12 protein-coding genes, 1 tRNA gene and 1 other RNA gene are annotated in these 13,748 nt (G+C 41.4%); 8 read left to right on the plus strand and 6 right to left on the minus strand.

All coding sequences use genetic code 11. The features are described from left to right. The first annotated feature begins 3 nt into the window (after positions 1-3). The gene (locus Q6344_02090) at positions 4-2,103 is read left to right on the plus strand and encodes a hypothetical protein (GenBank protein WLG14169.1); all 2,100 of its coding nucleotides are present in this window, start codon (positions 4-6) and stop codon (positions 2,101-2,103) included. Positions 2,104-2,154: 51 nt separating this feature from the next. Here Q6344_02090 and Q6344_02095 read toward each other — a convergent pair whose 3' ends face one another. The 5 genes from Q6344_02095 to Q6344_02115 all read right to left on the minus strand — a co-directional run bounded on the left by Q6344_02095 (position 2,155) and on the right by Q6344_02115 (position 7,753). Next, positions 2,155-2,718 (minus strand): hypothetical protein, encoded by a 564-nt coding sequence (locus tag Q6344_02095; protein ID WLG14170.1) that lies wholly within the window; start codon positions 2,716-2,718, stop codon positions 2,155-2,157. A 239-nt stretch (positions 2,719-2,957) separates the two neighbouring features. After that, positions 2,958-3,371 carry a hypothetical protein gene (locus Q6344_02100; GenBank protein WLG14171.1) on the minus strand — a complete coding sequence of 138 codons (414 nt, stop codon included), beginning with the start codon at positions 3,369-3,371 and terminating at the stop codon, positions 2,958-2,960. 336 nt (positions 3,372-3,707) lie between these two features. Beyond that, the gene (locus tag Q6344_02105; GenBank protein ID WLG14172.1) at positions 3,708-6,167 is read right to left on the minus strand and encodes a YgiQ family radical SAM protein; all 2,460 of its coding nucleotides are present in this window, start codon (positions 6,165-6,167) and stop codon (positions 3,708-3,710) included. Positions 6,168-6,384: 217 nt separating this feature from the next. After that, the gene (locus Q6344_02110) at positions 6,385-7,065 is read right to left on the minus strand and encodes a hypothetical protein (GenBank protein ID WLG15116.1); all 681 of its coding nucleotides are present in this window, start codon (positions 7,063-7,065) and stop codon (positions 6,385-6,387) included. A 220-nt stretch (positions 7,066-7,285) separates the two neighbouring features. Then, entirely contained in the window at positions 7,286-7,753 is a 468-nt protein-coding gene (locus Q6344_02115) for an Lrp/AsnC family transcriptional regulator (protein ID WLG14173.1), read from the minus strand. A 262-nt stretch (positions 7,754-8,015) separates the two neighbouring features. On the opposite strand from Q6344_02115, the gene rarD reads away from it, so the two are divergent. Next, complete coding sequence (gene rarD / locus Q6344_02120) at positions 8,016-9,038, plus strand: EamA family transporter RarD (protein WLG14174.1); 1,023 nt, start codon at positions 8,016-8,018, stop codon at positions 9,036-9,038. A gap of 104 nt (positions 9,039-9,142) precedes the next feature. Here the strand turns inward: rarD and smpB are convergent, their stop codons facing one another. Next, a complete protein-coding gene (gene smpB, locus Q6344_02125) occupies positions 9,143-9,619 on the minus strand; it encodes an SsrA-binding protein SmpB (GenBank protein WLG14175.1) in 477 nt (158 codons plus the stop codon). A gap of 358 nt (positions 9,620-9,977) precedes the next feature. Between smpB and coaD the strand changes: the two genes are divergently transcribed. From coaD to Q6344_02155, 6 genes are all read left to right on the plus strand, one after another. Then, complete coding sequence (coaD, locus tag Q6344_02130; GenBank protein ID WLG14176.1) at positions 9,978-10,493, plus strand: pantetheine-phosphate adenylyltransferase; 516 nt, start codon at positions 9,978-9,980, stop codon at positions 10,491-10,493. 122 nt (positions 10,494-10,615) lie between these two features. After that, positions 10,616-10,864: a YfhL family 4Fe-4S dicluster ferredoxin gene (locus Q6344_02135; protein ID WLG14177.1), complete on the plus strand. Its 249-nt coding sequence runs from the start codon at positions 10,616-10,618 to the stop codon at positions 10,862-10,864. Positions 10,865-10,867: 3 nt separating this feature from the next. Next, a complete protein-coding gene (bioA, locus tag Q6344_02140) occupies positions 10,868-12,181 on the plus strand; it encodes an adenosylmethionine--8-amino-7-oxononanoate transaminase (protein ID WLG14178.1) in 1,314 nt (437 codons plus the stop codon). Next, positions 12,181-12,900, plus strand: coding sequence for a dethiobiotin synthase (bioD, locus tag Q6344_02145; protein WLG14179.1), 720 nt, complete (start codon positions 12,181-12,183; stop codon positions 12,898-12,900). Before bioA ends, bioD begins: the two co-directional genes overlap by 1 nt. A gap of 66 nt (positions 12,901-12,966) precedes the next feature. Beyond that, an RNA gene (gene rnpB / locus Q6344_02150) (RNase P RNA component class A) lies at positions 12,967-13,349 on the plus strand. 119 nt (positions 13,350-13,468) lie between these two features. Beyond that, positions 13,469-13,545: transfer RNA gene (locus Q6344_02155), tRNA-Met, on the plus strand. Positions 13,546-13,748: the final 203 nt, after the last annotated feature.

Below are 13,748 nucleotides of genomic sequence, written 5' to 3' on the forward strand. Positions count from 1 at the left end.
GGTATGAATGCACATAATGTTAATTATGCACTAGAGATGGACGAAGCACGTTTTAACGAAATTTTAGAGAAACAATCGAGGGATATGGAAATTGAGGAACTCCTTAAGGTTGTGCGTGAAAATCACAACAGTGAAGATTTTGCAAAGGCGCAACTGACCCTAGGCAAACTGTTACATGAAAATGGTGATAATAAAGCTGCAATATCTGCATGGCGCAATATCAAACATTCAGACAATATAGAAACATATGCTAAAGCAAAAGGTAATATAGGTTTTGTTTTAAACAAAATAAATAGTAGTGAAGAAGCATTAAAAGTTTGGGAAAGTATTCAGCGTAATGAATATCCACCTGCATATGCTAAAGCACAACTTAGTATGGGATTTGTTTTAGAAAAACAAGATAATATTAAAGGAGCACTAGAGGCATGGCATCGTATTGAACGTTCTGATGATCCAGAATCGTATTCTACAGCAAGACTCAATATTGGAATCTTGTTAGAAAGGATAGGTGATGCTATAGGAGCACTTGAGGCATGGCGTAATATTAGGATTTCTGATAATCAAAGAATATTTACAATTACGCAATTCAATATTGGACTAGTGTTAAAAAAAATTAATAAAATAGAAGAAGCTTTATCTATATGGCATAACATTAAACGTTCTGATGATTCAAAATTTTATGCTAGTGCACAGCTTAATATCGGACTTATATTGAAAGACACAGAAAATGCTGATGGAGCCGTAAATGCATGGCGTAATATAGAGCGCTCTGATTATTTGAGTGTCTATTATGAAGCACAGTTTAATATAGGAAAAATTTTAATCAGTGTAAACTGTAAAAAAAGCATTCTTGAAGCTAAAAAATATTTTACTCTTGCAAGCGAATCCTTTACTTATGAGTCATATTGTTATGCGAAAATATGCGATCTCTTAAGTCAAGATATTACTAGAAATATTGGAGAGAAATATCTAAATATATTTGAAAAAACTCTAAAAACAGTAAATGTCTTAAAGATAAAGTTTACGCAATCAAATGAAAAAGGGCGAAGTTTTGAAAGAAAGTTAGCTCATTATACGAGTACTGACGTAGCTGATATATTGTTAAATAAAAACAATAAAAAAAATATAGCTGGAAGTTTACGTCTTAATACTATTAGTAATATGAATGATCCTAGTGAAGGTCGGTTACTTGAAGTATTTTTAAATGATCAGAAGGATATGATTTATAGTGCTCTAGATTTTGATGAGAGACTCCATGCTTTCTTCAGTTGTTTTACTTTCAATCACGATAGTCTAAATCAATTTCGACTTTATGGAAAAAAAGATTATAAGGAAGCATCAGGAGTTAGTTTGGTATTTGATCAAAATTTCTTTCAGAGCATCTCATTAGGAGGTCTGTCATTCCTATCTGTTGATTCAGATTCTAAAAAGTGGATAGCAGAAAATACTAATCCTGAATTGATTGATGAGTATTTTGTTAGTAAAGAACAATTTAATAATAGAATACTTAACAAAAAACCAGTGATGCGTTGTGTTTATATAGACCCCGAAAGTGGCTACATTCAATTGGCGCAACGTAATAGACTTACCTTTTATCGAGAGTTTGGTAATGAAAAAACCATAATAAATAGAAGCGGTTGTAAATTAGAAAAAAGTCTCGCAGATGAGAGTTGGGAGAAATATACACTCAAAATTAAACGAAAAACTCAAGTTTTTACTAATTTATTTGCAAGTTTGAAATGTGATTATAAAGACTTGATGAATGAAAAGTCCAAGTTGGAAGTCAAAAATTTAGAAGCTTTGAAAAACTATGAGACGCTGCTAGACGAAATCGTTTTACCTTTAAAGTATCTTATAAAGCATTCCGCTTTTCAAGAGGAACAAGAATGCCGCATGGTGTATATCACTTCGCTTAAGGACCCTAACGTTAAAATGGATTTTGGCAAATTTCTATATGTTGAATATGAAGCAGACGTCAAAGCTCATCTTGATAAAGTTTATATTGGCCCAGCAGCTACCCAGTATCAGCCTTATTTAGCAAAACTACTTTGTGATAGTGATGCTAAAATAGAGCTTTCAAACAACCCATATCGTCAGACTTAATTTTCTTAGTAGCGTGTGTTATGTAAATCAAAACACACGCTACCAATTTCTCTACTCCACCATTTCCCCATGCCCCTTCACATCACTTTTTTTACCATCTGGTTTAATCTCAATCGGTAATACCAATCCTTTCGCAAAGTCATCAGACAGCACGTAATCATAGCTACTGGCAGCGATATCAGGCGTAGTATGAATAATGAGTTTCATCTCATTGCCATCGGTTAGCTCATGCGAGACATAGCTTTCACTCAGCTGATCCAAGGCTTTCGATAGTGCCTCATTACTTGCCATGCTTACCGTTAGATTATGCTGAGCCGTCGCATTATCTACCTTGAAATACTCTGCGTAGTCGCGCACATTTTGGCTATCGAGCGCAAACGGATATTGATAATTGGCAGGGTCAGCGGGCTTTTCACCGCTCGCCATGACTGACCAGTCGATAGTCTTAGTGGCTGTCGTTGAGGAGTCTGCGGTCGCCACTGCTGGCTCAGAAGCTTGAGCGGCAGTTTCAGCATTGTTGTCGCAGCCTGCTAGTGCCCACATGCTGGCAGTAGCGATGATTATCATATTCATTAGGCGCTTAGCCATCGACGTATCCTTAGTATTATTAATCATAAACAATATCCTATCAGCGCTATTTTGACAGGTTTCTTGCTGCTTCTCTAGACAAAAGCAGCAAACCGTTCATTCTAACCAATGCTTAACCTGAATCTATGGTTTTGATGTCAGTTTTTATACAGGTATTCAGCGCCATTATTGTTCAATCAAAACGCAAAAAAACAGCCATCTTATAATGACTGTTTTTTATAAGTAGCTAGTTTTTTACAACTGGCAGACTGTTTATAGCTAGCTAATTAGATTTGGCAGTTTACTTGATATTCTTTACCGTTTGCCCATTTGATGGCAAAAATACCTTTGTCGCCTTTCATGTGCCATGCATAGACAGCTTCTGGGTTTGACTCATTAACGTAGCTTGCGGTATCACCTTGCACATCACCATTTAAGATGATTGGTTGCTCAGCCCATTTTACTTTAGGCAAGGTCGCATTGAGCATCACTTGTTTTTTGTTGATAGATTGTTTAGCCATGATGGTGCTGTCGTCAGTACAGGTATAAGGTGCTGGTGCCATACGATCATAAGCGGCATCGGTGACGCTTTCTGATGCAGGCGTGTTTGATGCATTTGGCGTAGTAGGAGCCGTGGTTGCACAAGCACTTAATAGGGCAAGGGTAGGTAGGGCAACAGCAACTTTAGTTAGGGTGTTCATGGCATTCTCCAAAGATATAAAAATCATAATGTATTTATTTTTAATAATGCGTTAAGCATATAGCGCATATGGTAACGAAAACAGCGCTTGAAGAATGTTAGAAATTGTTTGTTACGTGTTCATTAAGTTACTTAATCACTGACTAATGTAACGCATCATTTGGTGCGTTTTGGTCGGTATTTGAGCTTTGATTATGAATTTATTAAAAATAAGCCGCTTCAAAGGAAAAAAGCGCCTATCGATCTTTTGACCGATAGACGCTTTTTTGATGAGCTTAAATAAGTGTTCGTCACTCATTTAAGCATCTGTATTTAGCAATAAGATACAGGGCTTTAACTACTTGGTTTTACGCGGTGGCAAACCAGTATGCTGGGTTTGGAAATTGCCTTTGCTCACGCGCTTTTTGGTGTTTTTGCTGACCGTGTTTTGACCCGCAGCGCCTTTAGCCGATGCGCCATTGATTGACGAATTATTATTACGCTTCACCGAATCATTACCGAGGCGGCTGTTCTTTTTACGCGCTGATTGGTAGCTGTCTTGTGCCGCATCGCGCCCTTCTAAACTGGCGTTGAACGGCGGGATTAAGCAGCCACGGTTTTTACCAATCAAATCACCACGACCCATGTCTTGCAGAGCTTTACGCAATAATACCCAGTTTTTTGGATCGTGATAACGTAAGAACGCTTTATGCAATTTGCGCTGCTTACCAGATTTGACGATATCCATGTCACCTTCATCACGGCTGATCTTATGCAGTGGATCTTTGTGCGTATGGTACATGGTGGTCGCTGTCGCCATTGGGCTTGGATAAAATGCTTGTACTTGGTCAGCGCGGTAGCCATGGCTTTTTAGCCATAGCGCAAGGTTCATCATATCCTCATCTTTCGTGCCCGGATGCGCGGCGATAAAGTAAGGAATCAGATATTGCTCTTTGCCCGCTTCTTGGCTGTACTGCTCAAACATGGCTTTGAATTTATCATAGCTGCCCATGCCCGGCTTCATCATTTTAGATAAGACGTTTTCTTCTGAATGCTCAGGCGCAATTTTTAGATAACCGCCGACATGATGGCTGACCAATTCTTTGACGTATTCTGGATCTTTTACCGCCAAGTCATAACGTAAGCCAGAGGCGATAAGAATCTTTTTCACGCCTTTGATATCACGTGCTTTGCGATACAGCTTGGTCAAATTACTGTGATCGGTAATTAGGTTTTCGCAGACGTCAGGATAGACACAAGATGGCTTACGGCAGTTCTTTTCAATGGTCTCGTCTTTACAGCTCAGACGATACATATTGGCCGTTGGCCCGCCAAGGTCAGAGATAACGCCAGTGTAGTTAGGTGCGGTATCACGAATGGCTTCGACTTCTCGTAGGATAGATTCTTCCGAGCGGTTTTGGATAATGCGTCCTTCGTGCTCAGTGATCGAGCAAAAAGTACAACCACCAAAACAGCCGCGCATGATATTGACAGAGAATTTAATCATGTCATAAGCAGGGATGCGTGCATCGCCATAGCTTGGATGCGGCAAACGTGCGTACGGCAAGTCAAACACGTAATCCATCTCTTCAGTCGAGAGCGGAATCGGTGGCGGATTTAGCCAGACATCGATGGAGGTGTGCGAATTACCAGCGCCACTACTATGACGTTGCACAAGCGCGCGGGCATTACCTGGATTGGTCTCAAGATGTAAGATACGGCTGGCATGAGCATATAACACAGGGTCAGATTTGACGTGCTCATAATCAGGCAGACGAATGACCGTCTTTTCACGTGGCGGCATTTTTATTTTATGCTTACGCGCCGTCATTGGCTTGTCAAAACCACGCATTTGCACCACTTGCGTTTCTTCGTCAACTTGCTCAGCATTTAGAATTTTATTCGCAACTGGTTCAGAAACAAAGCCCGGATACTGTGAAGCCATTCCTGAGAGCGCTTGCCCAACCGGTGAATCGCTGGGTTTGTCTTGCTCGATTGAGCATTGATCCACGTCTTCGGTCATCACATACGGATTGATAATCGGGTCAACACGGCCAACGGTATCGACGTCATTACTAGCAACTTCAGTCATATCGTCTTGCCAATGGCGGCGCGTTGGTGTCAACAGATATGAGGTACCGCGCAATTTGCTCATTTGCTCAAAGCTATAGCCTTTAGACAGACCATGTACCACATCGACGATGGCGCGCTCAGCATTGCCATACAATAAAACATCGGCACGGGCATCCATCAAAATACTGCGGCGGACTTTATCCGACCAGTAATCATAATGCGCGATACGGCGTAGACTGCCTTCGATACCGCCTAAGATAATTGGCACATCAGGATAAGCTTCGCGGCAGCGCTGGCTATAGACGATAGCGGCGCGGTCAGGGCGTTTATTTGCCACGTTGCCCGGCGAGTACGCATCATCGCTACGAATCTTGCGATCGGCGGTATAACGGTTGATCATGCTGTCCATGTTGCCTGCGGTCACGCCGTAAGCATAGACAGGTTTGCCCAATTCCATAAAGGCATCTTTGCTCTTCCAATCTGGCTGAGCAATGATACCCACACGAAAGCCTTGTGACTCTAGTAGACGACCGATAATCGCCATACCAAAGCTTGGATGATCGACATACGCATCGCCTGAAATGATGATGACATCACAGGCATCCCAGCCCAAATCGTCCATTTCTTTGCGGCTCATAGGCAAATAAGGCGCAGGTTCGTAACAGCTTGCCCAATGTTTGTCGTAGTCGTAAAGTGGTTTGGTGCCTTGTTTAAAGGCGGTGTGGGCGATGGTATCGGCAGACATGAGCGGACCTGTTAATTAGAAAAATGGCACTAAAAAAAGCCGTTATTCATTAAAAATATTAACGGCTCATTTAAAAGTGCTCATTTTAACATGAATTGTCTTCATGATGTCATAAACGATTAGCGATAAGTTATTGATAGTTTAAGTAATCTATGAATAAAAAGGCTTGTAGAAACTAAGCGCATCTTTATTCCAAATCATCGTTTATAGTAAGGATTTACTGCTCTAATAATTGAAATGGGAAAGTAACTACGTCAAAAGCTAACGCAAAGGGCAATAAAACCAGCTTCTGAGCTGTATTGGCGCCACTACGAGACACTTGATTTTGCTGACTTTGGGTATAAAAGCTCACCGTATAAGGCTTAGTTAAAGGGCGATAATTGGATTGGATTAAGCTGAGATTACTCACTTGCGGATAAATAGCGCCTTTGACAGGAACGCTAAAGCAAAAGCGCTGAGCATTGATACGCTGGTCACTGGCTGAGGTACATTCTTTGCCGTTGTTTTGCAAAAAGAACTGATAGTCAGAACGTTTAAATTCATCTTTTAGTTTGGCATAAGACAGCTTCATTTCACCCTGAAAGTAGCCATCGTTATTGGGCACATAAAAATTCATCTCATTATCGACTTGGATATTTTTTGGCGTCAAATTGGTCAGTAAATTCACCATCTCTGTCCCACCTTGGGTCAGCACGTAGCTGTTTTTTTCACCGACGATCACCATGGTCGCATTTGGCATTTTGGGTAATGCTTGTGCAGGGCGACCAAAGGCCACGATTTGATCTTCTGACAACACACTTTTAGTTGTCGTTGTGCTGACTCGATTGTCACTGTCTAATAATGAGCTAGTGGCACAGCCTGAGCTGGCGAGCAATGCCGCAAGGGACGCACTGGCCATCACTGTTTTAAAGCTTAATCCTTTTAGTACTGGATTATTACTTTCTTCTTTTCTAATGGTACGGGTGTTTTTAGTCATGGTAAGGCTTCCTTGTCTACTAGGCAATGGACTACTGGTGCGGCATCTATTATTTACTGCCAAACTTTCGTTGATATCGTACCTTGTTTGACCGCGACTTATCTACTTTTAATTAAACAGCCAAGCAGTTTTTATAACTAAATTAATCGAGCAAAATCTTTGTCCCACTTTTAGTAAAGTTCATCACAAATTGGCTTTTAAAGTTGCGCACATTATTCTCATAGGTGAGCAAACCAGTCGTGAATCGATGGTAATCACTCATATTTTTGGCATTGACCATCAACATAAAATCCGCATCACCTGACACCTCATAACAGCTCATCACTTGTGGCTGTGTATTCATCAAGCGCTCAAACCGATGTTGCATTGAGGTATTTGAGCGCGCCATCTCTATCATTACCACAGCAGTGAGTTCGTAACCCACCTTATTTGGGTCCACGATAGCGACTTGCTTGGTAATGATGCCATTGCTAATTAATGCTTGAATACGGCGCTGGGCAGTAGCGATAGACACATGCACTTGTTCTGCCACGGTTTTTAATGGCATGGTCGCATCGTCCTGTAATAAATTTAAAATCGCTTTATCGATATCATCTAAAACTTGGCTCATGGTGTTCTCTCTTTTAGAAAGCGTTTCATTCACTGGATTTTTTACAATTATTATCACTATAAATCAAAATATAAGAAAATATTTATTTTCAAAGGCTATAAAAGATAAATTTATTCATAAATAAATTTTTATAGCAATAATATCTCAGCGACACTCAGTAAAATAGGTGCTATTAATCAAGGTCTAACAATTAAAACCTAGCCATAACAAATAAAAGCTCACAGCTGGTTTTCTAAAATCTATTTAAACTTACGGTGTCTTTATGTCTATCTCAATGCTTTCTACTGTATTTGCAACTACGCTCGCAACGACTGTCTCACGCTTGCCATTGCCAGCGATTTGGACGGCGGGTAGCGCACAGCAACGCACATTAATTTTGGGCATCATACTAGCAATCTTGTCGAACCTTTTATTTGGCGTGCTGTATGCTTACAGCAGCTTTTTGGCGCCGTTATCAGGTACGCAAGTTTTTATCTGGCGGATGCTGGCAATGTGGGCGGCATTGATATGCTATCTACTGGTTAGTGGACGTTTAGGCTTGCATGTCAATAAAATAAAAAATCTAGTATCAATTAAACAGTGGGCGTGGTTACTATTGCCGACACCGATATTCTTAAGCCAATTTTGGTTATTTATGTGGGCACCGGTCAATGGGCAGGGCGTACAAACCGCGATGGGGTATTTTTTATTTCCGCTGATGATGGTTATATTTGGTTGCGTGCTATTTGGTGAAAAATTAAGCCGTTTGCAATGGTTGGCGGTTGCATTTGCTGCATTAGGAGTCGGCAGTGAAATTATCCGTACGCAAAGTGTCTCTTGGGCAACGCTTTGGGTCTGCGGCACGTATCCGCTGTATTATATTTTGCGTCGTCTGCAAGGGATTGGCGCGGTGACTGGATTATTGGTTGATTTAACGATATTCGCACCATTTGCTGTGGCTTATTTGTTTTTATTCGCACCGAGCAGTTTAAGCTTAGTGAGCGGTTCTGGCTTTTTTATCCTGATGCTGGCGGGACTTGGTGTCATGAGCGTGTTGGCCATGAAAACCAATGTGGATGCCAGCCAAATGCTGCCAGTAAATGTCTATGGCATGATGAGCTATTTAGAGCCTGCATTATTATTTATCTTAGCTGTAACTGTACTGGGCAATCCGTTTGAATCAGCGATGATTTATAGCTATGGTTTGATTTGGCTCGGTATTGTCTGTCTGATTATGCACGGTATACGTCAATTACGCAGTGCTCATAAACAATCGCAAACGACAAAGATTGCGCCAGTTGTTTGAAAGTTAATAAGTAAAATAGATTGAACAAATAAAAACGGACGATTCAGCATAAAGTTGAATCGTCCGTTTTTTTAAGATTAACACCAATCTGTTGAAAGATGGCTTTAATCTAAATCCTTCTTAAAGCCACGCTGCTTATCACGTTCCCAATCACGGTCCTTAAGCGTTTTGCGTTTGTCGTGCTGTTTTTTACCCAGTGCCAAGCCAATTTGACATTTCACCAACGAGTTTTTCCAATAGCAGGATAATGGCACGCAGGCATAGCCTTTTTGGTTGACTGCACCCATTAACTTTTCGATTTCGCGGCGATTGAGCAGCAGTTTACGGGTACGGATACTATCAGGACTGACATGCGTCGAGCTGGATAGCAGCGGCTGAATATGGGCGCCAAATAGGAAGGCCTCATTATTACGGAAGATAATATAAGCTTCGGTGATGGTCATTTTACCCGCGCGAATGGCTTTGACTTCCCAACCTTGTAACGACAATCCTGCCTCAAACGTTTCTTCAATAAAATACTCGTGTCGAGCTTTTTTATTGGCACAAATTTGATTCTCTGGTTTTTTTGATTTTTTTGACATAATTTCTCCATAAGGACTGCCTACAAATACAAAGTCCTTATCTGACTAGTCCTACTGATTCCTCATCCTAACTCAATAAATGGCATTGTCTTTTATTTGGTTTATAAAATGGATGAGTCGAACCGCCTATTGTAGCAAAGCCTCTAACAAAAATGTAAGTCGGCTATTAGGACAAATGTAGCCAATATAGTCGAAGTCATTTAAGGTGGTCACACAGCAATCGAGTGCAAACAGAAGACTGAGTACATTAAGTGAGGTTAAGGCGGTAACTATTTACAAATGCATCGACGATAAGTATTAAGTTTGAGCAAAATTTGCTAGCATATAGCCTACTATTACTGACCCTATTAGCCACGCTATGAGCCACTCTACTTCTGCTAACTCCTCAAAGCTGCACACCAGAATTTTATATCCTGGTACCTTTGATCCTATTACCAATGGTCATGTAGACTTGGTCACACGCGCCACCAAACTGTTTGATGAGGTCGTTATTGCGGTTGCTTCAGGACATCACAAAAAGCCTTTATTTAACTTTGAGGAGCGTGTCGCCTTAGTTGAGACAGTATTTGCTGACTTACCACAAGTATCGGTGGTGGGTTTTGAAGGTCTACTCGTTGACTTTATGCGTGAAAAAAATGCCACTGCTGTCTTACGAGGTCTGCGTGCGATGTCAGATTTCGAATATGAGTTTCAGCTGGCCAATATGAACCGCGAGCTTGATGAGAATTTTGAAGCGGTGTTTTTAACCCCGTCGCAAAATTACTCATTTATATCCTCAACCATGATTCGCGAAATTGCCAAACTTGGCGGTGATGTGACGAAATTTGTGCCTCCTTGCGTCTCAGAAGCTTTTATAGAAAAACTCAGCAGCTAATATTTAGTTAAACACTTACTAAGCTAAGCTTTAATGATGGGCTGGTGGTTTAATATTAAGCGTAATCGTAAACCACGGTTATACTCATTTATTATCAACTGCTAGCAAATAAGGAGCAGTTTATGGCGTTATTGATTACCGATGAATGCATCAATTGTGATGTCTGCGAACCTGCTTGCCCAAACGAAGCCATCTCAGAGGGCGATGACATTTATGTTATCGACCCAGATTTATGTACCGAATGCGTTGGTCATTTCGATGAGCCACAATGCGTGGTCATTTGCCCTGTGGATTGCATCCCTCATGATCCCAATCATGTCGAAACCGAAAGTGATTTGATGTCAAAATATAAACGCATTACTGGTCAATAAAATATGACAACATCACTCTCATCTACGAAATCAACGAACGACTTTGACCAGCAACATCTCTGGCATCCGTACGCCAGCTTGCCGCCGACTTATCCTAATATTGTGATTGATCACGCTGATGGTATTTATATCGTTACTGAAGACGGCACGCGCTTGATTGATGGGATGTCATCGTGGTGGGCGAGCGTCCATGGCTATAATCATCCCAAACTAAACGCGGCAATTATTGAGCAGTTGGGTAAAATGGCGCATGTCATGTTTGGTGGTTTGACCCATCAACCCGCAATAGATTTGGGCAAAAAACTGCTGTCAATTGTGCCTGCTGGACTGGATGCCATATTTTATGCCGATAGCGGCAGCATTGCGGTAGAAGTAGCATTAAAAATGGCATTGCAATATCAAATTGCTGCTAAGCGTCCGCAAAAGTGCCAATTTGCCTCGACCCATTCTGGCTATTATGGTGATACGTGGCATGCGATGAGTGTCTGCGACCCTATCAATGGCATGCACAGCTTGTATGGTAAACAGTTACCGATGCAGCATTTTGTGCCAGCTCCGCCAATGGGCTTTGAGCGTGATATTAGCCAGTCTGAATATGATGAATTAACGGATTTCTTTGATAAAAATAGCCATCAGCTCGCCGGTTTTATTATCGAGCCGATTATTCAAGGCGCAGGCGGGATGCGCTTTTATAGTCCTCAGTATTTGCAGCTGCTTCGCAAATTGTGTGATAAATACAAAGTAGTACTAATTGCCGATGAAATCGCGACTGGTTTTGGGCGTAGTGGCAAATTATTCGCTTGTGAGCATGCGAGTATCAGCCCTGATATCATGACGATTGGCAAGGCATTAACTGGCGGTTATATGACATTTGCCGCAACATTGTGTACTCGAGAAATTGCCGATACCATTAGCCAAAGTGATTATCCGGCACTGATGCACGGTCCGACCTTTATGGGCAATCCGCTGGCTTGTGCCGTCGCTTGTGCCTCAATTGATTTAATACTGTCCTATGATATTGAAGCGCGTACAGCAAATATCCGAACAATAATGGAACAACAACTTGCTGTAGCAGCAAAGCTAGACGGTGTTAAGGAAGTACGCTGTCTGGGCGCAGTTGTCGTCATTGAGCTAAATGAAGCGGTTGATATGCCGACCTTTCAAACCTTGCTGATTGAAAACAGTATTTGGGTCAGACCGTTTGGTAAATTGGTGTATATCATGCCGCCTTATGTGATTACAGATGACGAACTTGCTACCCTTTGCCAAGCATTGTTAAAAGTAGTCAGTATTTATTTAACGCAAGAAGGTCAATAATGAGCGTTCTCTTTATCTCCGGTATCGATACTGACATCGGCAAAACTTATGCGACGGGTATGATTGCCAAAGCGCTGATGCAGCAAGGTATTAATGTTATTACCCAAAAGCTTGTGCAAACTGGTGTCGCAATAAATCTAGATAGTGGCGAGATAGGAATTGCTGATGATATTATTATCCATCGTCAGCTGATGAACCTTCCGTTGCAACCTTGCGACCTCAATTTCACCACTTGTCCATATCGTTATGAGAAGCCTGCGTCACCGCATTTATCTGCCAAGCTTGCAGGGCAAACTCTTAATCCTGAATTGATTACTAAAGCGACGCAGCAATTGCAACAAAGCTACGATGTGGTGCTCTTAGAAGGTGCTGGTGGATTGCTCGTGCCAATAACGGAGCAGTTATTAATTTTAGATTATATTGCTGCTCAAGGCTATCCGATTATTTTGGTTACTTCTGGTCGTTTGGGTAGCATCAATCATACATTACTAAGTCTAGAAGCAATAAAAGCACGTGGGTTATCGGTACATAGTATCATTTATAATCATATCCATGACGATGCTGCTCAGACGGATGTTGAGATTGCAAATAGCACAATTGATTTTCTACAAAACTATCTAGCACAGCATTATCCAATTGTGCATTGGTTAGCCTTATCTGTACAAGAGCATGATGGCAGTGGCAATATGGATTTTATACTCCCTAAAAACTTTGTATAAATCAGTGCTAAAAATAAGACAAAAAAACTTTCCGAAAGCCTCATTAATTTTGCTATACTAGCGCGCTTGGTAGACTAGGCAATCGCCGCTGCACACTGGCAACAGACATGCAGGGGAGGAAAGTCCGGGCTACATAGGGCAGCGTGCCAGCTAACGGCTGGGCAGGGTAACTTGACGACCAGTGCAGCAGAGAGTAGACCGCCTTTGGCTTATATGAGTATCGCAAGATGTTCATGTCATCGGTAAGGGTGAAAGGGTGCGGTAAGAGCGCACCGCGTGGCTGGCAACAGTTCACGGCATGGTAAACTCCACGCGTAGCAAGACCAAATAGGCATCGGCATGGCGCGGCCCGCGTTCGATGCGGGTAGGTTGCTTGAGCGTACGAGTGATTGTGCGCCTAGAGGAATGATTGTCCACGACAGAACCCGGCTTATCGGTTTACCAAACCTTTTTTATTGTTCGTGATAAAAATGCAGCTAATTTGAATAAATTTCATATTTTCTGCAAAAAATGCCCTTCTAGGGGTTGACGACAGTCAACAGCTTGGGTAAAATGTGCATCCTAAAATGGCGATGTAGCTCAGCTGGTTAGAGCGCATGACTCATAATCGTGAGGTCAAGAGTTCAAGTCTCTTCATCGCCACCATTTTTAGCAAGACCTGTAATATTAAAAATGCCAATCATTATTTGATTGGTTTTTTTTTGCCTGAAATAAATTATTTAAGAATATGGTGAATGGCTCAAGCCGCACCATAAAACATTATAATTACCTACTGATTTCTTGCTAAATCATAGCTTTATCTGTTTAGGTACAGATTAATTGTTGTAACTTATGTCCCGCTTACTTAT

The sequence above is a fragment of the Psychrobacter cibarius genome (assembly GCA_030686115.1).
Lineage (GTDB): Bacteria > Pseudomonadota > Gammaproteobacteria > Pseudomonadales > Moraxellaceae > Psychrobacter > Psychrobacter cibarius_C.

Bases quoted from the DNA above. Each gene is read 5' to 3' on its own strand.
- Q6344_02115 (WLG14173.1), bottom strand. From the start codon at position 7,753: ATGAGCCAAGTTTTAGATGATATCGATAAAGCGATTTTAAATTTATTA.
- Q6344_02100 (WLG14171.1), bottom strand. From the start codon at position 3,371: ATGAACACCCTAACTAAAGTTGCTGTTGCCCTACCTACCCTTGCCCTA.
- Q6344_02095 (WLG14170.1), bottom strand. From the start codon at position 2,718: ATGATTAATAATACTAAGGATACGTCGATGGCTAAGCGCCTAATGAAT.
- Q6344_02110 (WLG15116.1), bottom strand. From the start codon at position 7,065: ATGGCCAGTGCGTCCCTTGCGGCATTGCTCGCCAGCTCAGGCTGTGCC.
- bioA (WLG14178.1), top strand. From the start codon at position 10,868: ATGACAACATCACTCTCATCTACGAAATCAACGAACGACTTTGACCAG.
- coaD (WLG14176.1), top strand. From the start codon at position 9,978: ATGAGCCACTCTACTTCTGCTAACTCCTCAAAGCTGCACACCAGAATT.
- Q6344_02090 (WLG14169.1), top strand. From the start codon at position 4: ATGAATGCACATAATGTTAATTATGCACTAGAGATGGACGAAGCACGT.
- Q6344_02135 (WLG14177.1), top strand. From the start codon at position 10,616: ATGGCGTTATTGATTACCGATGAATGCATCAATTGTGATGTCTGCGAA.
- bioD (WLG14179.1), top strand. From the start codon at position 12,181: ATGAGCGTTCTCTTTATCTCCGGTATCGATACTGACATCGGCAAAACT.
- Q6344_02105 (WLG14172.1), bottom strand. From the start codon at position 6,167: ATGTCTGCCGATACCATCGCCCACACCGCCTTTAAACAAGGCACCAAA.
- smpB (WLG14175.1), bottom strand. From the start codon at position 9,619: ATGTCAAAAAAATCAAAAAAACCAGAGAATCAAATTTGTGCCAATAAA.
- rarD (WLG14174.1), top strand. From the start codon at position 8,016: ATGTCTATCTCAATGCTTTCTACTGTATTTGCAACTACGCTCGCAACG.